This window comes from Xinfangfangia pollutisoli (assembly GCF_020179405.1).
GTDB classification, from domain to species: Bacteria; Pseudomonadota; Alphaproteobacteria; order Rhodobacterales; family Rhodobacteraceae; genus Pseudogemmobacter; species Pseudogemmobacter pollutisoli.
This window is the reverse complement of record NZ_JAICBZ010000027.1, coordinates 1-22,497: the sequence shown is the minus strand read 5'-3', so window position 1 is coordinate 22,497 and position 22,497 is coordinate 1. Positions and strand designations below refer to the sequence as shown.

The 22,497-nt window shown below is 67.2% G+C and carries 19 protein-coding genes; 6 read left to right on the top strand and 13 right to left on the bottom strand.

Going from position 1 to position 22,497, the window contains the following annotated elements; translation table 11 throughout:
* Positions 1-27: 27 nt before the first annotated feature.
* Positions 28-1,230 (bottom strand): deoxyguanosinetriphosphate triphosphohydrolase, encoded by a 1,203-nt coding sequence (locus tag K1Y73_RS10170; protein ID WP_225028200.1) that lies wholly within the window; start codon positions 1,228-1,230, stop codon positions 28-30.
* A gap of 92 nt (positions 1,231-1,322) precedes the next feature.
* Between K1Y73_RS10170 and K1Y73_RS10165 the strand changes: the two genes are divergently transcribed.
* The 3 genes from K1Y73_RS10165 (at position 1,323) to xth (ending at position 3,311) form a co-directional block, all read left to right on the top strand.
* Positions 1,323-1,649 (top strand): HesB/IscA family protein, encoded by a 327-nt coding sequence (locus K1Y73_RS10165; protein ID WP_225028199.1) that lies wholly within the window; start codon positions 1,323-1,325, stop codon positions 1,647-1,649.
* Positions 1,650-1,745: 96 nt separating this feature from the next.
* Positions 1,746-2,465, top strand: coding sequence for a hypothetical protein (locus K1Y73_RS10160; RefSeq protein WP_225028185.1), 720 nt, complete (start codon positions 1,746-1,748; stop codon positions 2,463-2,465).
* A gap of 63 nt (positions 2,466-2,528) precedes the next feature.
* Positions 2,529-3,311 (top strand): exodeoxyribonuclease III, encoded by a 783-nt coding sequence (gene xth, locus K1Y73_RS10155; RefSeq protein WP_225028184.1) that lies wholly within the window; start codon positions 2,529-2,531, stop codon positions 3,309-3,311.
* 53 nt (positions 3,312-3,364) lie between these two features.
* Here the strand turns inward: xth and K1Y73_RS10150 are convergent, their stop codons facing one another.
* From K1Y73_RS10150 to K1Y73_RS10125, 6 genes are all read right to left on the bottom strand, one after another.
* Positions 3,365-3,721: an Mth938-like domain-containing protein gene (locus tag K1Y73_RS10150; RefSeq protein WP_225028183.1), complete on the bottom strand. Its 357-nt coding sequence runs from the start codon at positions 3,719-3,721 to the stop codon at positions 3,365-3,367.
* 19 nt (positions 3,722-3,740) lie between these two features.
* Positions 3,741-4,715 carry a protein translocase subunit SecF gene (gene secF / locus K1Y73_RS10145; protein ID WP_225028182.1) on the bottom strand — a complete coding sequence of 325 codons (975 nt, stop codon included), beginning with the start codon at positions 4,713-4,715 and terminating at the stop codon, positions 3,741-3,743.
* A 13-nt stretch (positions 4,716-4,728) separates the two neighbouring features.
* On the bottom strand, positions 4,729-6,396 hold the full coding sequence (gene secD / locus K1Y73_RS10140) for a protein translocase subunit SecD (protein WP_225028181.1): 1,668 nt from the start codon (positions 6,394-6,396) through the stop codon (positions 4,729-4,731).
* A 138-nt stretch (positions 6,397-6,534) separates the two neighbouring features.
* On the bottom strand, positions 6,535-6,873 hold the full coding sequence (yajC, locus tag K1Y73_RS10135; RefSeq protein ID WP_225028180.1) for a preprotein translocase subunit YajC: 339 nt from the start codon (positions 6,871-6,873) through the stop codon (positions 6,535-6,537).
* A gap of 159 nt (positions 6,874-7,032) precedes the next feature.
* Positions 7,033-8,070, bottom strand: coding sequence for an acyltransferase family protein (locus tag K1Y73_RS10130; RefSeq protein ID WP_225028179.1), 1,038 nt, complete (start codon positions 8,068-8,070; stop codon positions 7,033-7,035).
* The gene (locus tag K1Y73_RS10125) at positions 8,067-9,011 is read right to left on the bottom strand and encodes an acyltransferase (RefSeq protein WP_225028178.1); all 945 of its coding nucleotides are present in this window, start codon (positions 9,009-9,011) and stop codon (positions 8,067-8,069) included. The genes K1Y73_RS10130 and K1Y73_RS10125 overlap by 4 nt, the downstream gene beginning before the upstream one ends.
* A 344-nt stretch (positions 9,012-9,355) precedes the next feature.
* Between K1Y73_RS10125 and serS the strand changes: the two genes are divergently transcribed.
* Complete coding sequence (gene serS, locus K1Y73_RS10120; RefSeq protein WP_225028177.1) at positions 9,356-10,645, top strand: serine--tRNA ligase; 1,290 nt, start codon at positions 9,356-9,358, stop codon at positions 10,643-10,645.
* Positions 10,646-10,794: 149 nt separating this feature from the next.
* Complete coding sequence (locus K1Y73_RS10115) at positions 10,795-12,555, top strand: glycosyltransferase family 2 protein (protein ID WP_225028176.1); 1,761 nt, start codon at positions 10,795-10,797, stop codon at positions 12,553-12,555.
* Positions 12,556-12,601: 46 nt separating this feature from the next.
* Here K1Y73_RS10115 and der read toward each other — a convergent pair whose 3' ends face one another.
* From der to K1Y73_RS10090, 5 genes are all read right to left on the bottom strand, one after another.
* On the bottom strand, positions 12,602-14,074 hold the full coding sequence (gene der / locus K1Y73_RS10110; protein WP_225028175.1) for a ribosome biogenesis GTPase Der: 1,473 nt from the start codon (positions 14,072-14,074) through the stop codon (positions 12,602-12,604).
* Between the two features lie 46 nt (positions 14,075-14,120).
* On the bottom strand, positions 14,121-15,395 hold the full coding sequence (locus K1Y73_RS10105; protein ID WP_225028174.1) for an outer membrane protein assembly factor BamB family protein: 1,275 nt from the start codon (positions 15,393-15,395) through the stop codon (positions 14,121-14,123).
* A 74-nt stretch (positions 15,396-15,469) separates the two neighbouring features.
* Positions 15,470-16,165, bottom strand: coding sequence for a hypothetical protein (locus K1Y73_RS10100; RefSeq protein ID WP_225028173.1), 696 nt, complete (start codon positions 16,163-16,165; stop codon positions 15,470-15,472).
* 118 nt (positions 16,166-16,283) lie between these two features.
* Positions 16,284-19,685 (bottom strand): caspase family protein, encoded by a 3,402-nt coding sequence (locus K1Y73_RS10095; protein ID WP_225028172.1) that lies wholly within the window; start codon positions 19,683-19,685, stop codon positions 16,284-16,286.
* 232 nt (positions 19,686-19,917) lie between these two features.
* Positions 19,918-21,771, bottom strand: coding sequence for an ABCB family ABC transporter ATP-binding protein/permease (locus tag K1Y73_RS10090; RefSeq protein ID WP_225028171.1), 1,854 nt, complete (start codon positions 21,769-21,771; stop codon positions 19,918-19,920).
* Between the two features lie 84 nt (positions 21,772-21,855).
* On the opposite strand from K1Y73_RS10090, the gene K1Y73_RS10085 reads away from it, so the two are divergent.
* Positions 21,856-22,272: an ArsR/SmtB family transcription factor gene (locus tag K1Y73_RS10085; RefSeq protein WP_225028170.1), complete on the top strand. Its 417-nt coding sequence runs from the start codon at positions 21,856-21,858 to the stop codon at positions 22,270-22,272.
* Here K1Y73_RS10085 and K1Y73_RS10080 read toward each other — a convergent pair.
* A partial coding sequence (locus K1Y73_RS10080; RefSeq protein WP_225028169.1) for a LysM peptidoglycan-binding domain-containing protein occupies positions 22,247-22,497 on the bottom strand: 251 nt, incomplete at its 5' end. The two genes, K1Y73_RS10085 and K1Y73_RS10080, sit on opposite strands and share 26 nt — an antisense overlap.

The following is a 22,497-nucleotide window of genomic DNA, read 5'->3' as shown; positions in this document are numbered from 1 at the left end:
TCGACGAAAATTCGGGTTCCCGCCGCGTCAGCCCAGATCGACCCCGCCGCAAAGCCGCTGATGTTCCTGAATGGCGAAACGGTCGGTCATGCCGGCCACGTAATCGGCGATCACCCGCGCCAGCGCCTGCTGATCGGCCGCCGCCGCCACATCATCCTGCCATTCCTCGGGCAGAAGCGCGGGCTCGGCCAAGAACAGCGGGAAAAGATCATCCACCACCCGCGTCACCTTGGCCCGCACCGCCATGACCGAGGGCGCGCGATACATCCGGTGGAACAGGAAGCTGCGCACCGCCTTCAATTCCTGGAACAAGGGCTTGGAAAAGCGGATCACCGTCGTGCCCATATGGCGGATCTCGTCCACCGATTTGGGCTGCGCCGCCGCAAGCCGGTTCTGCGCGACCGCGATCACATCCTCGACCATCCGCCCGAACACCCGCCGCAAGGCCTCGTGCCGGCGCCGCATCCGGTCCAGCCCGGGATAAAGCGCGTCCACTTCGGCGAAAGCCGGGCCGGTGACCGGCAATTCCATCAGATCGGCCTCGTCGAACAGGCCCGAGCGCAACCCGTCATGCAGGTCGTGATGCGAATAGGCCACGTCATCGGCAATCGCCGCCACCTGCGCCTCGGCGCTGGCATGGGTGTCCAGTTCCAGATCCCAGGCGGCATTCACCTCGGCCAGCGCATAGGGCAAGGGGCTGCCGTCTTCGGACGCGGCATGCTTCTTGTCGGCATTCGGACCCGTGACCGGCCCATTGTGCTTGGCGATGCCTTCCAGCGTCTCCCAGGTCAGGTTCAGCCCGTCGAAATCGGCATAATGCCGTTCCAGCCGGGTGACGATCCGCAGGGCCTGGGCATTGTGGTCAAAGCCGCCGTAAGGCGCCATCAGCCGCTCCATCGCATCTTCGCCGGTATGGCCGAAGGGCGTATGGCCCAGATCATGCGCCAGCGCGATCGCCTCGGCCAGATCGGTGTTCAGCCCCAACACGCCCGAAATCGTCCGCGCCACCTGCGCCACTTCGATCGAATGCGTCAGCCGGGTGCGGTAATAATCGCCCTCATGTTCCACGAAGACCTGGGTCTTGTGCTTCAGCCTCCGGAAGGCCGAAGAATGGATGATCCGGTCCCGGTCGCGCTGGAACGGGCTGCGGAAGGAAGACATCCGCTCGGGGTACAGCCGCCCGCGCGAGGCTTCGGGCAGGCAGGCGAAAGGCGCATAGGTGACAGTCAGAGCGGGCCTCGGCGGTTGGGTCGTCTTGTCGGAGTGGTCCGCCCCCCCTATATTCGAGCCTGTCGCTTAAGGATACCGGAACAGCCATGGAACTGACCCTTCCGCCCAAGGTCACCGACCGCGCCTTTGCGCGCCTGGCCGAAATCGCCGATCTGACCGGAGAGACCAAGCCGCTGCGCGTCGGCGTCTCGGGCGGCGGCTGTTCGGGCTTTCAATACGACATCAAGCTGGACGATCCGGCCGCCGACGATCTGATCCTGGAAAAGAACGGCCAGCGGGTGCTGGTCGATCCGGTCTCGCTGCCCTTCCTGCAAAATGCAGTGATCGACTTCACCGATGAATTGATCGGCGCGCGCTTCGTGATCGAAAATCCCAACGCCTCGTCCTCCTGCGGCTGTGGAACCTCCTTCTCGGTGTGATCCCGCCGATGCGGTGGTTTTCGCTGCACTGCAGCAAGATTCGTGCTATGCATTGTCCCGGGACTGCCCCTGCGGCTTGCAACACGGGAGAGCGCCATGATCGTCCTCCTTCTGGGCTCCGGCCTGCCGGCCCTGCGGGCCGCCGCCTGGCCGCGGCACCGCTTTGACCGGATCGTCGCGATCAACAATGCCTGGCGGGTGCGGCCCGACTGGGACCATCTGATCCACCCCTGGGATTTCCCCGCCGATCGCCTGCCCGACTGCCGCCCCGGCCAGCAGCTGGTGACCGAGGCCGATTTCGTGCCGGCGCAGAACGCCTGGGGCGGCTTCGTCTATGCCGGCGCGACCATGGCCTTCACCGCGGCCTATTGGGCGCTGCAGGTGCTGAAGCCGCGGGTCCTGGCGCTGATGGGCTGCGACATGCATTACCCGGCCACCGGCCCCACGCATTTCTACGGCACCGGCACCGCCGATCCGCTGCGGCAGGATATCACCCTGCGCTCGCTTGAGGCGAAAAGCGCGCGGCTGCGGGTGCTGGCGGCGCGGCAGGGCGTGGCGGTGGTGAACCTGTCGACCGGCCCCACCCGGCTGGCCCTGCCCCGGTCCACCCCCGCGGCGCTGGCGCAATGCCGGCCGCTGCCGGTCTGGAACATGATCGCCACCCAGGCCATCGCGCGCGAGGCCGAGCTGGGCTATGTCACCGCCTCGGGGCGCTACTGGGAAGAGCTGCACCGCTTCGATCCGGCCGAGATCGACCGGCTGGACGGGCTTTGGCTGGCCGCGGGGCAGATCCCGGCCGCACGCCGCCAGCGCTAGGCCGGTTGCCGCCCCGGCCGGTCCCGGATAGACTGCGGCCAAAGCAAGCCGCAGGATCCGCAGATGAAAATCGCCACGTTCAACATCAACGGCATCAAGGCCCGGATCGAGGCGCTGCCGCGCTGGCTGACCGAGGCGCAGCCCGACCTGGTCTGCCTGCAAGAGATCAAAAGCCAGGACGAAAGCTTCCCGCGCGAGATCTTTGAAGACATGGGCTATCGGGTCGAAACCCATGGCCAGAAAAGCTTCAACGGCGTGGCGATCCTGTCGAAACTGCCGCTCGAGGATGTGACCCGCGGCCTGCCCGGCGACGAGGCCGACGAACAGGCGCGCTGGATCGAGGCAACCGTGATCGGGCCTGCGCGCGCGGTGCGGGTCTGTGGCCTGTACCTGCCGAACGGCAACCCGGCGCCGGGGCCGAAATACGACTACAAGCTCGGCTGGATGGCGCGGATGGAGGCGCGGGTGCGCGCGCTGCTGGCCGAGGAAATGCCGACGGTGTTTCTGGGCGATTACAATGTGATCCCCCAGCCCGAGGACGCCGCCAAGCCCGAGGCCTGGCTTGAGGACGCGCTGTTCCTGCCCCAAAGCCGCGCCGCCTTGCGCCGGCTGCACTGGCTGGGCCTGACCGATGCGATCCGCATCCGCGATCCGCGGCCGGGGCTTTACACCTTCTGGGACTATCAGGCCAATGCCTGGGAACGCGGCAATGGCATCCGCATCGACCATCTGCTCTTGTCGCCGCAGGCGGCCGATCTGATGCAGGGCGCGGGCATCGACAAGCAGGTGCGGGCCGGCGACAAGCCCTCCGACCATGTGCCGGCCTGGGTGCAGCTGGCCGCCTGAGCGGCCCGAATTTCTGCGAAATTTCGCCCGAGTTTTCGTCGAAAACCCGGGCCTCAGCCCACCGGCAGCAGCGCCACCGCGATGCGCCGGCCTTCGGACAGAAGCACGTTATAGGTGCGGCAGGCCGCGGGCGAATTCATCACCTCGACCCCGATCCCCGCCTCTTCCAGCGCGGTGCGGAAGGCGGCCGGCGGATGGGCGATCTCGGTGCCCATGCCCAGAAGCAGCACGTCGATCCGCCCGGCCAGCGCCAGGGGCGTGGCGCTGTCTTCCAGCCCGCCCCAGGGCCCGGCATCCCAGGGCGTGATCAGGCAGGCGCCGCGCAGCACATGCTCGCCCAGCCGGAAAAAGCCCGGCCCATAGCCCGCAATCGGTTGGGCCGTGCCATAGCTGATCTCGGTCAGGCGCATCTGCTTGCCCCCCGCGCGCTCAGGCGTCGACTTTCGAGAACTCGTCCGGCGTCGCCGATTTCTTAGGCTTGTCGCCGCGATCCACGCCCAGGAACAGCACGATGTTCTTGGCGACATACAGCGTCGAATAGGTGCCGATCACCACGCCGAACAGCATCGCGAACACGAAACCGCGGATCACGTCGCCGCCGAAGATGAACAGCACCAACAGCGACAGGAAGGTCGTCGTCGCGGTCATGATCGTGCGGCTCAGCGTTTCGTTGGTGGTCAGGTTCATCATGTCGCGCAGCGGCATGGTCTTGTACTTGGCGAGGTTCTCGCGCAGCCGGTCGAAGATCACCACCGTGTCATTGACCGAATAGCCCAGGATCGTCAGCAGGGCCGCCACGATCGACAGATCGAATTTCAGTTGCAACAGCGAGAAAAGCCCGACCGTCACCACCACGTCATGCACCAGCGCCGCCACGCACCCCACGGCGAACTGCCATTCGAAGCGCATCCAGACATAGATCAGGATCCCGACCGAGGCCGCGACCACCGACAGGACCGCCTTCCACATCAGCTCGTTCGAGACTTTCGGCCCGACCGATTCCACCGCCGGAAAGGTGATCGCCGGATCGACGCCCTTCAGCGCCGCTTCCAGCACCGCGATGGATTCGGGCGTCACCGCCTCTTCGCCATCGCGCGGCCCGATGCGGATCTGCGCCACATGCTGATCGGCCCGGAAGCTGGGATCGGTCACTTCAGTGATCGTCACATCGTTCAGATCCTGCCCCGCCAACGCCTCGCGCATCGCGCCGACATCGACCGGGGTGGTGCTTTCGGTGCGGATCGTGGTGCCGCCCTTGAAGTCGATGCCCAGGTTCAGACCCATGGTCATGACCAGGACCAGCGACAGGATCACCGCCGCGACCGAGGCGCCGAAGGTGCCGACCTGCCAGCGGAAGAAGTCGATCTTGGTATGGGTGGGGACAAGTTTCAGACGCCAGGCCATAGGTGTTCCCTCCTCAAACCACGATCGTTTTGGGACGGCGCCAGCCGAACCACAGTTCGATGATCAGCCGCGTCACATAGACGGCGGTGAACATCGAGGTGATGATGCCGATGCTGGTGGTGACGGCAAAGCCGCGCACCGTGCCCGAACCGATGAAGAACATGATCACCGCCACCAGAAGCCCGGTGATCTGAGAATCGAAGATTGCCGAGAAGGCGCGCTCGAAGCCCGCATCCAGCGACCGTCCCGGCGACAGGCCCGCCCGCAATTCCTCGCGCACGCGCTCGAAGATCAGCACGTTGGCGTCGACGGCCATCCCCATGGTCAGCACGATCCCCGCGATCCCGGGCAGCGTCAGCGTGGCGCCGATGGCCGACAGGATGGCGATGATCAGCAGCAGGTTCACCGCAAGCGCCATCACCGCAAAGGTGCCGAACATGCCGTAGGAGGCGATCATATAGGCGGCGACCGCCACAAGCCCGATCACCGCGGCGGTCTTGCCGGCCGAGATCGAATCCGCGCCCAGTTCCGGGCCGATGGTGCGTTCTTCCAGGAAATCCATCTTCGCCGGCAGGGCGCCGGCGCGCAGCAGGACCGCAAGCTCGGTGGAATCCTCGACCGTGAAGCTGCCGGTGATGATCCCCGACCCGCCGGCAATATGCGACTGGATCACCGGGGCCGAGATCACCTCGCCATCCAGGACGATGGCGAAGGGCGCGCCGATATTCGCGGCGGTGTAATCGCCGAACTTGCGCGCGCCGGTGCCGTCAAAGCGGAAGGACACGGCGGGGCGGTTGTTCTGATCGAAGGACGGCTGGGCATCGACCAGCTCGTCGCCCGAAACGACGGGCGTTTCCTCGACGATGTAATACAGTCCCTTCTGCTCGCGCGAGGGCAGCAGCAGGTTGCGCGCGCCCGCATTGGCGCCGGCATCGGTGGTGGTGCGCACCACCGGGTGGAAGGTCAGCTTCGCCGTGGTGCCGATCAGCCCCTTCAGCTCCGAGGCCGAGCCGATGCCGGGCACCTGGATCAGGATCCGGTCCTCGCCCTGGCGCTGGATGGTCGGCTCGCGCGTTCCGGCCTCGTCCACCCGGTTGCGGATGATCTCAAGGCTTTGCTGCATCGTGCGGTCGTCGGTCGCGCGCTGCTCGGCTTCGGACAGGGTGATCACCATGTCATTGCCATCGGCGGTGATGTTCAGCGTCGACTGGCCGACGCCGGTCAGGGTGATCACCGGCTGCGACAGCGCCTGCACCGCGGCAATCGCGGCCGACATGCCCGCGGGCTCGGTCAGGGTCACCCGCAGCACCCCGTCGGGCGAGGGCGCGCGGCGGACGGCGCCGACCTGGTCACGGATGTCGCGCAGCGCGTCGCGCACTTCGGGCCAGAGCGAATCCATCCGCGCCTTGTAGACATCGGTCAGTTCCACCCGCGCCAGAAGATGCGCCCCGCCCCGCAGGTCCAGACCCAGGCTCATCAGCGACGAGGGCAGCCAGGACGGCCAAAGCCCCGCCGCGGCCTCTTGTTCGGGGGTTCCGACACCGCCGGCCTGTGAGATCGCCGCGACCGCATCATTATGGGTCTCGACCTGGGTATAGAACAGGTTCGGCAAGGACCCCAGAAGGCCCCACAGACAGACAAGGCCGATCAGGATGCGTTTCCACAGGGGCGCAGAGGTCATGACAGGGTCCGAAGCGAAGGGTTTCGGGTAACGCGCGGTGCGGGCGCCGGCACGGGGCGGCAGGGGCCCGACCGCAGGAAAGACCGGATCGGGGCCCGGGCCGGCCAGCGGGCCGGCGCGGCCGATCCGGTTGCAGGATCAGGCGGCGGGCGTCGGTTCGGTCTTGTTCAGCACCGAAACGATCGTGCTGCGCAGCACCTTGACCTTGACGCCATCGGCGATCTCGACCTCGACCATGCCGTCTTCCTGCACCTTCGAGACCTTGCCCAGGATGCCGCCTTGCGTCACCACCTGGTCGCCCCGGCGCAGCGCTTCGATCATCGCCTTGTGCTGCTTCATCTTCTTCTGCTGCGGGCGGATCATCAGGAAATACATGATCCCGAAGACCAGGACCATCGGGATCAGGAAGGAATTCAGGATCGACGGGGCGCCGGCGGCGGTGCCGGCAGCCTGGGCGAAGGCGGGGGTTGCGAACATGCGGGATCCTCTCTCGGTGTCGCGGTCCATGTAAGGGGTTTTGCGCCGCTATGCCAGAGGGCGCGACATCGACGGCCCGCGGCGATCCTTCGCCGAAGGATCGCGCCCCGCCCCGCCCCGGCCAGTCTCGCCCCGGCCAGTCCTTCGGCCCCTGCGGGGTCAGACCATGCCCTTCAGCACCGGCAGCCGCTTGAAGACCCAGGTTCCCGCCCAGGCCCCGAAGAACGAGATCAGGAAGATCACGGTCTTCGATGCATCGGCACCGAACAGCTTGTAGCCCAAAAGCGCGAAGGCCGGGTGCATCAGATAGATGCCGAAGGCATAGCCCGCCAGCTGCGTGGCCCAGATCCCCAGCTGCGGCGCGCGCCAGACCGCCTCGAAGATCACCGCACACAGGATCAGCTGATAGCTGGCCAGCCCGGGCTCGATCAGCGTCAGGATGACCGAGCCGATCGCGGCCCAGAGAAGCGGGATCCAGCTGGCCTTCAGCCGATGCCCGACCGAGGCCAGCGCCCCCCAGATGTAGAAGGGCAGCGAATAGGCCCATTGCGGCACCGGCTGCGGGATGGTGCCGCCATTGGGGATCAGCCAGCCCTCCAGCCCCGCCCGCGCATGGATCAGCCCCAGCGTCACCGCCATGAAGGCCAGCACGACCGAAGCCGCGCGCAGCTGCGTCACCGTCGCCACATCGCGGGCGATGGTCGGAATGAAGACCAGCGCCAGCATGGCAAAGGGCAGGAACCACAGATGGATCGAGGGACCGATCAGCAGGGTGAAGGGATTGGACAGAAGCTGGAACGGCGCGTCCGAGATCACCTCCCAGATCAACCGGTACACCGCGCACCAGAACAGCCAGGGCACCGCGATGCGCCGCGCGCGGCTGGACCAGAACCGCTCGCCGCCCGACCGCAGATAGCTGCCCACCCCGAAATACGAGGTCAGGATCAGGAACAGCCCAAGCGCGGTATAGCCGACCACCGCCCAGGCCAGCGTGTGATCCAGAACGATCCCCGCCGCCGCCACGAAGCGCAGCAGGTCGATCGCGCGGCGATAATCCTTGGGCTTCTGCGCCGGCGGGGCCGCGGGGGTGCCAGTCTCGGGCAGGCCGCCGTTCGTGCCCAGGCCCGGGCCCGGGCCCGTCGCCTCGTCCGGCGCATCCCCCCTGCCCGGCCGTCCCTGCTGTGCCAGATCCTTCATGCCACGATCCGCCCCAGCCGCAGCCGGTGCAGCGCTGCCGTCGCCGCGAAGGCGCCGAGGAAGGAGAAGATCGCCAGATCCGCCCGGGCCAGATCGGGGCCGAACAGCTTGTAGGCGACCAGGGTGAAGATCGGATGCATCAGATAGATGCCGAAGGCCTGCTGGCCCAGCCAAAGGCAGGCCCGCCCCGCAGCACCCTGCGGCGACAGGCGGCGCAGGATCTCGAAGGCCAGGGCCGACAGCGCCATCTGAACCGAGCCCAGATCCGGCGCCAGCGCCCAGGTCACGCCCGAGGCCAGCACCGCGCCGCACAGGGTGATCCAGCCCGCGCCCCGGCGCAGCGCCAGCGCATGCAGCACGCCCCACAGGTAGATCGGCAGCGCGAAGGCCCATTGCGGGAAGGGCGCGGGCAGCGCGATGCCCTGCAGGGGTCCGGTCGACAGATGCACCATGCCCAGACCCGCCGAGACGACGACCAGCGCCGCCATGGCCCGGATCAACCCGGCGCGGCTTTGGATCTGCTGGGCCAGGGCCGGCACGAAGACCAGCGCCAGCATCGCCGCCGGCAGGAACCACAGATGGATGGCGGGGCCGATCAGCAGGCTGAAGGGTTCGGTCAACAGCCGGAACGGATGGCCGCCCACCCCTTCGTACAGAAGCCGGAAGATCGCGCACCAGATCAGCCAGGGCACCAGAATGCGCCGCGCCCTTGTGGCCCAGAAACCCGGCCCCGGCGCCCGCAGGTAAGATCCGACGGCCAGATAGCCCGACAGGACCAGAAACAGCCCCAATGCGGTATAGCCGGCCTGCGCCCCGGGCGCGCCGGCATGGGCCCAGACGATGCCGAAGGCCGCGATGAACCGGCCCAGGTCCAGACCGGCGACACGCCGGCCTTCGGTCTCGGTTTCCGTCTCGGTCAAATCGGCTTTTGCGCCCAGCACCAGCATACCGCCTAGAATTCCCTCCGCCCCATCGGCGGCCGCGCCAAAAATTGCCGCGCGAGGGATGGGTCCGGGCTCCTCTCCCGGGCACATGTCACGCGGTATGACGCGCCGTCACATCTCCGGTAGCGCGCGGACCGGGTTCGCGCAACGGGCGATCTGCAAACGCAGCGTTTCCGGCTGCGCAACCTTTGCGGGCAAGATCCGCAAGATCCCAGCCGCAAGGCGCGAAGAGCCAAGACTTTCAAGGCCCTTGCCCCGGCCTGCCGCCGGCCGAGAACCACTCTTTCCCCGCCGCCCCCCATCTGGCATAAGGCGGCCGTTCCCAGCCGAAGGCCGCGCCAATGCACGATATCAAAGCAATTCGCGAAAATCCCGCCGCTTTCGACGCGGCGCTGGCCCGCCGGGGCCTGGCCGCCGCCTCGCCCGAGTTGCTGGCGCTGGATGCCGATCGCCGCGCCAAGATCCTGGCCGCCGAAACCGCCACGGCCGAACAGAACCGCGCCTCGAAAGAGGTGGGCGCCGCCAAGGCGCGCGGCGACGAGGCCGAATTCGAACGGCTGCGGGCGCTGGTGGCCGAGAAGAAGGCGCAGATCGCCGGGCTGACCGCCGAGGCCGCCGAAGAAGATGCGCGGCTGCGCGATCTGCTGATGCAGATCCCCAACCTGCCGCTGGACGAGGTGCCGGACGGCGCGGATGAAGACGACAATGTGGAAATCCGCCGCTGGGGCACGCCGCGCAGCTTCGATTTCTCTCCGGTTGAACATTTCGACATCAAGGGCGTGAAGCCCGGGATGGATTTCGAAACCGCCGCCAAACTGTCGGGCAGCCGCTTCGTGGTGCTGAAGGGCGCGGTGATCCGCGTGCATCGGGCGCTGGCGCAGTTCATGCTGGACACCCATGTCGAACAGCACGGCCTGACCGAGACCTGGACCCCGGTCCTGGTCAAGGAAGAGGCGATGTATGGCACCAACCAGTTGCCGAAATTCGCCGAGGACAGCTATCAGACCACCAATGGCTGGTGGCTGATCCCGACCTCGGAAGTCACGCTGACCAATTCCGTGGCGGGCGAGATGCTGGACGCCGCCGCCCTGCCGATCCGCATGACCGCCCATACCCAATGCTTCCGCTCGGAAGCGGGCAGCGCGGGCAAGGACACGACCGGCATGCTGCGCCAGCACCAGTTCGAAAAGGTCGAGATGGTCACGATCTGCACGCCCGAGACGGCGCTTGCGGAACATGACCGGATGACCGGCTGCGCCCAGGCGATCCTGGAGAAGCTGGGCCTGCCCTATCGCACCGTCGTGCTGTGTACCGGCGACATCGGCTTCGGCGCGCAGAAGACCCATGACCTTGAGGTCTGGCTGCCGGGCCAGAACCGCTATCGCGAAATCTCCAGCGTCTCGACCTGCGGCCAGTTCCAGGCGCGGCGGATGAATGCGCGTTTCCGCGCGGCCGGTGGAAAGCCGGATTTCGTGGCCACGCTGAACGGCTCGGGCCTGGCGGTGGGGCGCGCGCTGATCGCGGTTCTGGAAAACGGCCAGCAGGCGGATGGATCTGTCGATCTGCCGGCGGCGCTGCATCCCTATCTGGGCGGCAAGACCCGGATTTCTGCCGAAGGCGCGCTGGTCTAGGCGCAGCCGCGCTTGACCGGGTGGCGCGGCCACGCGCATAGTTTCGGGCAATGATACAACCGGCCGGCAAGGCCGGAGAACAGTGATATGCCGGCGTCGGGCCCCGTCCTTCGGGGCCAGGGCCGCAGGATCGGGGCGCAGGGCGGGTCATGCTGGCTTATGACGAAGTGATCGTTACTTCGGGGATCAAGGTCCCCTTCGTTCCGGCGATCATCACCCCGAAGATCGAACGCCCGATGCGGAAGAACCGCTACGAGGGTGGCGAATGCGCGGCCTTGCGGCGGATCCTGCGCGCCGGCGACCGGGTTCTGGAACTGGGCGCCGGGGTCGGGCTTCTGTCGACCGTCGCGGGGCTGGTGCCGGGGATCGGCAGCATCACCACGGTCGAGGCCAATCCCGACCTGATCCCGCTGATCCGCGAAACCCACCGGCTGAACGGCGTCGCAACGGTTGATCTGCGCAATGGCGTGGCCACGGCCGAACCGGGCGCCGAAATCGACTTCTACCTGCGCGCGGATTTCTGGGCCTCGTCGATGGAGCCTGACAGCCGCGCCTATGTCCGCAAGGTCCGGCTGCGCCGCTATGACCTGCCGGCGCTGATCGCCGAGCTGAACCCGACCGTCATCGTCTCGGATATCGAGGGGGGAGAGCTGGGCCTGTTCGACGGCGCGGATCTGTCGGGCGTGCGCGCGATGGTGGTCGAGTTCCACCCCAAGGTCTATGGCCAGCCGGCACTGGACCGGATCATCGCCATTCTGGCCGCCAAGGGCCTGCCGCTGTCGCCCGACAACAAGGAAGGCTCGTCGGTCCAGTTCTTCGACCGCGCCGCCGGGACGCGGACGGGAACGGGCACCCTGCCCTTCCCCAAGCGCGACTTCCGGCCCTGGCCGCTGCACGAGCCGCGGGTCTTTGCCGCGACCTGCATGAAGGACGAAGGCCCGTTCATTCTGGAGTGGCTGGCCTGGCACAAGGCCATGGGCCTGGGCGAGGTCACGGTCTTCACCAATGACTGTTCCGACGGCACCGACCTGATCCTCGACCGGCTGGCCGAGATGGGCCATGTCCAGCACCTGCCGAACCCGGCCTTCCTGGCCGGATCGACCGCCTTCCAGCCCATGGCGCTGGCCTATGCCCATCAGCTGCCGGCGATGCGGCGGGCCGATGTCTTCGTTTCCATGGATGTGGACGAATTCCTGAACGTCATCCCCGGCGATCACAGCTTTCAGGCGCTGTTCCAGGCGACCGGGCCCTTCGACGTGATCTCGGTTTCCGAAGTCAATCACGGCTCGAACGGGCACGAGCATTTCGAACCGGGCTGGCTGACCGAACAATTCCCGGGCCACCAATCCACCACGCCCGGCCGGTTCAAGGCGCGGCGCGGGGTGAAATCCATCGTGCGCCTGTCGGAGAAGGTCGAGAAGCTGCGCAATCACCGCCCCGATCTGCATGCCGATCGCGGGCCGGTGCGCTGGCTGGACGGATCGGGCCGGGCGACCGGGCATTTCATGGCGGACCGTTCGGAAAACGGCCATGACTGCCGCGGCAGCTTCGATCTGGTGCGGCTGGAACATTTCCCGCTGCGCTCGCTCGACAGCTATCTGGCCAAGATGTATCGCGGCGATGTGGTGGTGACCGGCAAGCAGGTCAGCCGGCTGTACTGGCGCCAGCGCAACAAGATGGAAGAGTTCACAACGGGTTACGCGCCGCAGGTGAAGCGCGCGAAAGCCTGGTATGATCAGCATCTTTCCAGCGACAAGACCCTGATGCAGCTGCAGGATCAGGCCTGCAAGGCCCATGCGGCGCGGATCGCGGCGCTGGTGCAGGATCCGGTCTTCCGCGAACGCCGCGACTGGGCCCTGCGCGAGGCCTGGGGCGACATGTCCGAAACCGACGCGCAGGCGGCCGAGTAGCGCGCGATCCTTCGACGAAGGATCGCCCCCGGCCCGACCCGCCCGCTTAATCCTTGCCGGGCTTCTTCTTGTCGGTGTGCTTGCGCAGCCGCGACGGCGTGTGGAACTTGCGTTCCTTCCACGGATTCTCGTCGCCCTGGCTGCGGAAATACAGCCGGATCGGCGTGCCCGGCAGATCGAAATGGTCGCGCAACCCGTTGACCAGATAACGCTTGTAGCTTTCCGGCAATTCGTCGGGACGCGAGCATTTCACCACGAAACCCGGCGGCCGGGTCTTGGCCTGAGTGATGTAGCGCAGCTTGATCCGGTGCCCGCCCGGCGCCGGCGGCGGATGCGCCTCGGTCATCGCGCCCAGCCAGCTGTTCAGCCGCGCCGTGGTGACGCGGGCATTCCAGGTGGCATGGGCCCGCACGATCGCATCATGCAGCCGGTCCATGCCGCGGCCGGTCTTGGCCGAGATGGTGATCAAGGGCGCCCCGCGCAGCTGCGGCAGCAGACGCTCGAACATCTCTTTCAGATCAGCCAGCTTTTCCTGCTTCTCGTCTTCCAGATCCCATTTGTTCACCGCCACGACCACCGCCCGCCCCTCGGTCTCGGCGAAATCGGCGATGCGCAGGTCCTGGGTCTCGAAGGGGATTTCCACATCCAGCAGCACGACCACCACTTCGGCGAAGCGCACGGCGCGCAATCCATCGGCGACCGACAGCTTTTCCAGCTTCTCGACCACCCGCGCCTTCTTGCGCATGCCGGCCGTGTCCCAGATCCGCACCGGCGTGCCCATCCAGTCGGCCTTGACCGAGATCGCGTCGCGGGTGATGCCCGCTTCCGGGCCGGTCAGCATGCGGTCCTGGCCGAGGATGCGGTTCACCAGCGTCGATTTTCCGGCATTGGGCCGGCCGATCACCGCGATCTGCAGCGGTTTCGCGGCCGAGGGGCGCCAGCTGTCATCGCCTTCGCCTTCGGCCTCGTCCTCGGACAGGTCCACTTCGGTGGCGGGCAGGATCTCGGCCTCGCGCGCCTCGAATTCGGCGCGATAGGGCTGCAGGGCGTGGTAAAGATCGTCCATCCCCTCGCCATGCTCGGCCGACAGCCGCACCGGCTCGCCCAGGCCCAGGGCATAGGCTTCCAGCGCGCCGGAATCGCCCGCCTTGCCCTCGGCCTTGTTCACGCCCAGGATCACCCGCGCGCCCTTCTTGCGCAGGATCTCGGCAAAGGTTTCGTCCGAGGGCGTCACGCCGACGCGACCGTCGATCAGGAACAGGCTGACATCGGCCATCTCGACCGCCCGCTCGGTCAGGCGGCGCATGCGGCCCTGCAGGCTGTCATCGGTGACTTCTTCAAGCCCGGCGGTGTCGATCACGGTGAAGCGCAAGTCGAACAGCCTTGCGTCCCCCTCGCGCAGGTCGCGCGTCACGCCGGGCTGGTCATCGACCAGCGCCAGCTTCCGGCCGACCAGCCGGTTGAACAGGGTCGACTTGCCCACATTGGGCCGCCCGACGATGGCAAGAGTAAAGGACATGGCTGCGCCTGTGGAAAAGGAACCGCCCCCTTACACTGCCCTGCGCCTAGCGGAAAGCCAGAAGTTGGCCGTTCTCGGACACGACATAAAGCGTGCCCCCCGCCACGGCCGGTTGCGCCGAGGCGCCGCCGGGCAGTTCGACCGAGACGGCAAGGCTGCCATCGACCGGCGAGAAGCCCCGCAGCAGCCCGTCGGACGAGGCCACCCACAGCTTGCCGCCGGCCAGCACCGGCCCGTAATGGGCATAGATCGCCTTGCGCCGCACGACCTTCTTCGTCGGCTCGTAATAGGGCATGTCGACGGCCCAGACCGGCTTGCCGCTGGCCTGATCCAGCCGCACCAGCTGCGCCTCGTCGGTCACCACGAAGACCGAGCCGCCCGCCACCGCGACCGGGCCAAGCGCGCCCTCATCGGCCGACCAGATCGTCGTGCCATTGGCGGCGTCAATCGCCACGGTGCGGCCCGCCGCCGTGCCGGCATAAAGAACGCCGCCCACCAGCGCCGCATCGCCCGTCACATCGAAGACCGAGGCATAGGCCCGGCCCAGCCGCTTGCCGGCCAGCGAGGCGCTCCAGATCTTGGTGCCGCCGCCGATGCGCAGCACCGCCATCAGATCGCCGGCATTCGAGGGAAAGATCACCGAACGGTCGGCCACGGTCGGCGCCGCGCTGCCCAGATAGCCCGCCTTGGCGGGGGCGCCGAAGACCTGCCACTGCACCTTGCCATTGGCCGCCTCGATCGCCCAGGCGCTGCCATCGCGACCCGAGACATAGACCACGCCGTCGGCCACGGCCGGGGCGCCGATGGCGGGGGAATCGACCCGCTGGCGCCAGATCACCGCGCCCGAGCCCGCATCCAGCGCCACGACCTCGCCATAGCTGGTGGTGACGTAAAGCCGCCCGCCCTCGGCGGCAAGCCCGCCGCCCGAACTTCCGCCGCCCCGGTCGAAACCGGCGGCCAGATCGGCCTGCCACAGCAACGCGCCGCCGGTCGAGACCGCCGAGACGGTGCTGCCGGCATCCATGGTGAAGACCCGCCCGCCCGCCACGACAGGCGCGGCGGCGATGCGGTTCTTGCGGCTGTCGCCCTGGCCGATTGCCGTGGCCCAGATCAGCTGCGGCTTCGCAGACAGCGCCGCATGCGGCGCGGCATGGCGGGCATTGCCGCCGCGCTGCGCCCAGTCGGCATTGGATTGCATCGCGGGCAGCGCGATCTTCGCGCCCTGCGGCGCCGAGGGCTCTGCCGGCGCGGCGCCCACCGCTTCGCGCAGGGCGACCCGCTCGCCCGGAAGGATCACTTCCTTCGGCGCACACCCGATCAACAGACCCGCCGCCGCGAGCCCTGCCAGCCAAAACCTTGCCGTCTGGACCGTCACCTGTCCGCCCTTCCCTGGGTTCAGCCGCCCGAGGGCGCGGCTTCCGCCGGCGCCTCGGAGGCAGGTGCCGCTTGCGGGGCCGGTGTGCCGCCCAGGGCGGTGATCACCTGCGCCGCGCGGCTTTTCAGCGCCGCGGTCGTGTCGCTGGCCTGCGTCAGCGCCTGCAGCGCCGCAATCGCCTGATCGGGCTTGCCTTCTTCCAGCAGAAGATAGGCCAGCTGCTCGGCCGCAAGTCCGCGATAGGGCCGGCCGGCAACGGCGATGGGCTCCAGCGCGGCGCGGCGATCGGCTAGGGGCTGATCCGTCCCCGCCACCAGCACGCGCCGCAGCACGGCCAGATCGCGATAGACCGGCGCCAGCCCGGCATCGGCCAGGATCCGGTCCAGCGCGGCCAGGCTTTCGGCCTTGTCCTGCGCCGGGTCCGAGGCCTCGATCAGCGCCAGAATCACCTTCTGGTCGCCATCGGCCGGCACCGCGGCCAGCGCCGCGCGCCGTTCCTCGGGCGAGCCCATGTCGAAGGCGTCGATTACCGCATCGCCAAAGGCCTGCGCGCGCGACTCGGCCCGGGTCTTCAGGAATTCGTTGGCGGCGGTGCCGCCGACAATGCCCAGAATAAGCACGCCGCCGATCCAGCCATACCGGCGGAACAGCCCATACAGCCGGTCCCGCCGAACCTCTTCGGTTACTTCGTCGATGAAACTGTCGGGATTGCTCACGCCCAGGCCTCTGATGTCCGTTCATCCCGTCTTACAGGGATTCCGCCGCGATTGCCAAGCCCCGCGCCCCGCCCCGCCCGCCGACCGGCGGCGTGGCCCCAGAGGCGGGCGCCGACCCTTACTTCTGGCCCAAATAGCTGCGATAATTCGTCATCCAGTCCAGATAGCTGTCGTTCGGCAGCCGGCCTTCGGCCTTCAGCTGTTCCAACAGCCCCAGCGCCTCGCTGAAATAACTGGACTTGTCCTCGTAATAGCTGGCCGTGCGATCCAGCGCCGAGACAAGGTCGATCACATTCCAGGGATCGGACGGGTCCTTCTCGGCCACCCAGCGCAGGATGCCAAGCGCCTGTTCCTCGATCGGGCGGCCCTGGTCGAGATTGTTCTCGTAATACCAGCTGTCGGCCAGCTTCTGCATCGAGAAGGCCAGGTTGCGCTGCGCGATCAGCGATTGCGGATCCTGCCCCGCCAGCCATTGCCGCAGCGCGACCGCATTGCTGAATTCGCCGCGCGCCGCCGGATAGCTTTGCAAGGCGATATAGCTGTCGCCCAGCCGCTCCAGCGCCAGGGCGTAATCGGCGGCGACCGACTGGTTGTAGGGATCCTTCGTCATGATCGCATAGCCGCTTTCGGCCATGGCCTGGAAGGCCGCGATCGCGCCCTGCAGATCGCCCGCCCCCTTCATCGCATCGCCCAGCCGATTGGCGGCGACCAGCCGGTCATGGCGGTATTCGGCATTCTCGGGATCGCTGGCCAGCAGCCGCTCGGTCACCGCAAGCGAGGCCTGGCCCACCGGCACCGCCACCGCGTAATCGCCCGCCTGCAACAGAACCGCGACGTAATCGTTCTGCATCAGCGTCAGCTCGCGCATCACCGTCACATCCTGCGGCGTCTCGGCCAGCAGCGCCTCGCGCAGCGCCACGCCCTCGGCCAGAAGCGCGGCCGCCCCGGCCAGATCGCCCTTGCGGCGCAGCGCATCGGCCACATTGCCCAGCGAGAAGCTGGTATCGCGGCGATACATCGCCACGCTGGGATCGGCCGCCGCCATCTGCCGGCGCAGATCCAGCGCCTGCTGATGAGTGGCAAGCGCCTCATCCTCGCGCCCCAGCGCCATCAGCGTCACGCCGATCTTCTCATAGGCCACGCCCAGATCGCGCTGGCGCGGCAGGTTCGACGGGTCAAGCGTCACGATCGCAAGCCGCGTATCCCGCGACCGCTCGTAATAACCGAGCGCGCCTTCATATTCGCCCTCGCCGGAATAAAGATCGCCGATCCGCTCCAGGCTGACCGAAAGATCGCGCGCCCATTGGCTGTTGTTGGGGTCAAGCGTGACCAGCTTTTCGCGCAGATCCAGCGCTTCCTGATGGCTCATCAGCGCCGAGCCGACATCGCCCATCGAGGCATAGATGTCGCCGATCCGTTCATAGGTGACCGAGCTGTCGCGCTGCCGCATCCGGTTGGCCGGATCCAGCGCCATCAGGTCGTCGCGGATCTTCAGCGCCTCCAGATAGGCGGCCAGGGCGGAATCCAGATCCTGCTCGGCGATCATCATGTCGCCAAGCCGTTCATAAGCCACGGAAAGATCGCGGCGGAATCCCTGGTCGGTCGGAAATTCATTGACCAATTGCTGGCTGATGCGCATCGCCACGTCGAAGGCGGCCCTGGCATTTTCCCGGTCGCCCATCGCGACATAGACGTCGCCGATGCGTTCCTGGGTATAGCTGACATCGCGCAGATAGGTGATCCGCGTCGGATCGCTGTCCAGCAGCTTCTGCGCGATCGCCAGCGATTCCTGATAGGCGGTCAGCGCGCCGGGGTAATCGGCCAGCGCGAAGCGCACCTCGCCAAGCTTGTTGCGGATCACCTCGCGGTCGCGCTGCAGATCGGGATCGTCGGGGTTCTGGTCGCTTTGCCACTGGCTGAATTCGAAGGCGTTCATGAACGCCTGTTCGGCTTCCTGCAGATAGCCCTGGGCCTGCAGCACCGTGCCGACCGAATTCAGCGCCCAGATCAGCTCGCGCGTCCAGCCCAGATCCATCGGCTCGGCCTGGGCCTGGACCTGCAGGAATTCGGCCTGGGTCATCGCCGCCCCAAGCGCGCCATAGGTATTGCCGGCGACAAGATACAGATCGCCCAGATCCTGCAGCGCCACCACGTAATCCATCTTGGCTTCGCGCGTGGGCAGCTGGTCCTCGACCTCGGCGAACAGTTCCACCGCCTTGGTCAGGTCGCCGATCGCCAGTTCATAGCGCAGATCGGTGCGCGCGGCCGATGCGTTCAGCAGATGGCTGGAGGCCTGCGACAGGGTCCGCGTGACATAGGAGGCCTTGCGTTCGGCCAGATCCGCCTCGGTCTGCTCGATGCCAAGCTTCATCTCGGCCCGCGCCGCGGCGTCGATCTCGGTTGCCTGGTCGAGCAGCGCCCGCGCGGCGTCGATCGAGCCCAGAACCAGCTGCTCTTCGGCTTGGGCGCGCAACTCGGCCACCCGCGGATCCTCGCTGTCGAACGAGGTCAGCTGCGACTGGAAGCGCGCATAGGCCCGCGCCGCCTCTTCCAGCTGCCGCCGCCGCTCTTCCGGCGACTGCCCGGTCAGGTCGCCCGAGATCAGCGCGGCATAAAGCGGCGCCAGCGGCATGTTGTTGGCCTCGGCCACCGTCTCGACCTCGACCCGCATGTCGTGGGTCACCCCGGCCATCGCCAGCAAAAGCTGGTCGCGTTCCGGCAGATCGCCCTCGCCCGAGATGAACACCAGTTCCGGCAGGCCACTTTCGATATAGGGCAGCTGTTCGCCGCGCGAGCGGTCATAGACATCCTGCTGCACCAGGGTCAGCGCCGATTTCAGCTCGACCCCCTTGGTGCCGAAATGGCGCAGCAGCGCGCTGGTGAAGGGCGAATTCTTGTCGTCGCCATCGCTGGCGGTTTCGTTCGGCGCCGCGGCAAAGGCGAACAGCACCCCGTCCGAGCGCCCGATCCGCCCCAGGCCCGGCGTGGGCTTGGCCGCTTCCGGCGGGTCATCGGCCAGCGCCTTGGCGCCCCGCCCATCGTCCGAGCCGCCGCCAGCCTGCGCGAAAGGATCGTCGCGACAGGCATCCAGCAGCATGATCCCCACCGGCGCCACCTCGTCCAGCACCTTCTGCACCTCTTCCAAGGGCAGGCTGGTCTCGGCCAGACGCGCCGAGGATGTGGCCTCGGCATCGGTCGGCAACAGGTAATTCACCCCGTTCAGCGCGACGCCATGGCCGGCAAAGAACACCAGCGCCACATCGGCGCCCATCGCATCCTCGCGGAAATCCTCCAACGCGCGGCGCATCCGCTTCAGGTCGCGGTCGGTCTCGATCGTGACCTCGAAGCCCAGCCCCTGCAGCAGCGTCTCGACCGAGCGGGCATCGTTGACGGGATTGTCCAGCGGGCGGATGTGTTCATAGTCATTGACGCCGATCACCAGCGCCACCCGCCGCTCGGCCGCGGCGGCGCTGGCCAATCCGAAGACCAGAAATATCGCAATGAAAACGCGGCGCAGCATCGCGTCGACCCCGAAAATCGCCCCCGAAAATCATTGGCCCGATCTTGGCCAAGCCCTCCCGCAGGGTCAAAGGAAAAAACCTGTCACCGGGCGCCGGACCCGGCCCAGGTCAGGAATTCCGCAGGCCCATCGGCGCAAAGCCCATCGGCCTGGCCCACCTCTCGGCACAAATATCCTAGGGGCGCGCGCGCGCGGGCCCGGGGGGCGAAGCGCCCCCAGAGCCTATTGCGCCCTATTGCGCCGCGGCCAGATCCGGCGCCGGGCCGCCACGCTCTTCATCCGATTGGCGCGCCCACATCGCGGCGTAGGTGCCGCCGCGCGCCAGCAGCTCTTCATGCCGGCCGCGTTCGATCACCACGCCCTCTTCCATCACCAGGATCTGGTCGGCATCGGCAATGGTCGACAGCCGGTGCGCGATGACGATCTGGCTGCGGCCCTGCCCCATCTCGGCCAGGCTTTCCTGGATCGAGCCCTCGGTCTGGCTGTCCAGCGCGCTGGTCGCCTCGTCCAGGATCAGGATCGGCGGGTTCTTCAGCAGGGTGCGCGCAATGCCCACCCGCTGCTTTTCGCCGCCCGACAGTTTCAGCCCGCGCTCGCCCACGCGGGTCTCATAGCCCTCGGGCAGGCGCGAGATGAAATCGTGGATCCGCGCCGCCTTGGCGGCTGCCACGATCTCGTCCTCGGTCGCGCCGTCGCGGCCATAGGCGATGTTGTAGTGGATCGTGTCGTTGAACAGCACCGTATCCTGCGGCACGACCCCGATCTGCGCATGCAGGCTGCCCAGCGTGACATCGCGCAGATCCTGCCCGTCGATGCGGATCGCCCCGCCCGTCACATCATAGAAGCGGAACATCAGCCGCGCGATCGTCGACTTGCCCGAGCCGGAATGCCCGACCAGCGCCAATTTCTGGCCCGGCGCCACAGTGAAGCTGACGCCTTTCAGGATCTGCCGTGCCGGCTCGTAGCCGAATTGCACATTGTCGAAACAGATCTCGCCCGCCGAAACCTGCAGCGGCTTGGCATCGGGCGCATCGGTCACCTCGGCCGGCTGGCCCAGAAGCCCGAACATCTCGCCCATATCGACCAGCGCCTGACGGATTTCGCGATAGACCGTGCCCAGGAAACCCAAAGGCATGGTGATCTGGATCATGTAGGCGTTGACCATGACGAAATCGCCCACGGTCAGCACCCCCGATTGCACGCCGCGCGCCGCCATCACCATGACGATCACCAGCCCTGTGGTGATCAGCAGGCTCTGCCCCGCATTCAGCAGCGCCAGCGACTGGCCGGTCTTCACCGCCGCCACCTCATAGCGCTGCATCGCCACGTCATAGCGCGCCGCCTCGCGCGCTTCGGCGTTGAAATACTTGACGGTTTCATAGTTCAGCAGGCTGTCGATCGCCTTCTGGTTGGCATCGGTGTCCTGGTCGTTCATCTCGCGCCGGATCTTCACCCGCCATTCCGTCACCTTGAAGGTGAAGGCGATGTAGACCGTGATCGTCACCACCACGACCGCGGCATATTGCCAGCCGAAGACCAGCGCGAAGATCACCGAGACCAGCGTCAGCTCGATGATCAAGGGCCCGATCGAGAACAGCATGAAGCGCAACAGGAAATCGACGCCCTTCACCCCGCGTTCGATGATCCGGCTCAGGCCGCCGGTCTTGCGGGTGATGTGATAGCGCAGCGACAATTCGTGAATATGGGTAAAGGTCTCCAGCGCGAGCCGGCGCAGCGCACGCTGGCCCACCCGCACGAACACCGCATCGCGCATCTCGCCGAAGGCCACCGCCCCCAGCCGCGCCAGACCGTAAGCCACCGTCAGCCCCACCGCACCCAGCGACAGCATCCAGACCGGATCCTTCGCCGTCTCGCCCGCCAGCGCGTCGACCGCGTATTTGTAGAACCACGGCGTGATGATCGAGACGGTCTTGGCCAGCAGCAGCAGCACCATGGCCAGCGCGACGCGGCGCTTCACCCAAAGCTGCCCCTTGGGCCACAGATAGGGCAGCACGCGCAGGATCGTCTGCCCCCCGCTTGCTGATTGTTCGGGAAGATCGGCGGAAGTGGCGGTCGAGCGACGCATAATCGGTCCTGGAAGGCACGGCACGGTTGCCTTGCGGGACCGGGCGGGCTAATGATATTTCAACGTTTCATGAGTAGTTGAAAGATGGACCGGAGTAAAGCCCTTGCCGCGCTGGCGGCGCTGTCGCATGGCGACCGGCTCGATCTGGTGCGGCTGCTGGTCCGCGCCGGCGAGGACGGCCTGGCCGCGGGCGAGATCGCGCGTCAGCTGGGCCTGTCGGCCTCGCGCCTGTCCTTCCACCTTTCGGCGCTGGAACAGGGCGGGCTGATCGCCTCGCGCCGGGCGGCGCGCAATGTGATCTACACGATCGACACCGGCGGGCTGGGGCGCACCATCGCCTATCTTCTGAACGACTGCTGCATGGACCATCCCGAAGTCGTGGCCTGCTGCCAGCATGGCCGCGTGATCGAGACCCCCTCGCTGCGGCCGGCCTCAGGCGGGCAGGCGGGCGGGAAGGCGGGCGCCGCGCCGGACCTTACGGCGCCGGCGCGGGAATCGTGAAGACCTGACCCGGATAGATCAGATCCGGGTCGCGGATCCGGTCGCGATTGGCCTCATAGACCTCGACATACAGCACCCCTTCGCCCAGGGCGCCGCGGGCGATGGCCCAAAGCGTGTTGCCGGGCTGGACCGTCACCGAGACCGGCCCCGCGGTCTGCGCGGATTCGGGCGCAGGTTCGGGCGCGGCATCGGCGCGCGCGGGTACGGTCGGCGCCGCGTCGGCCA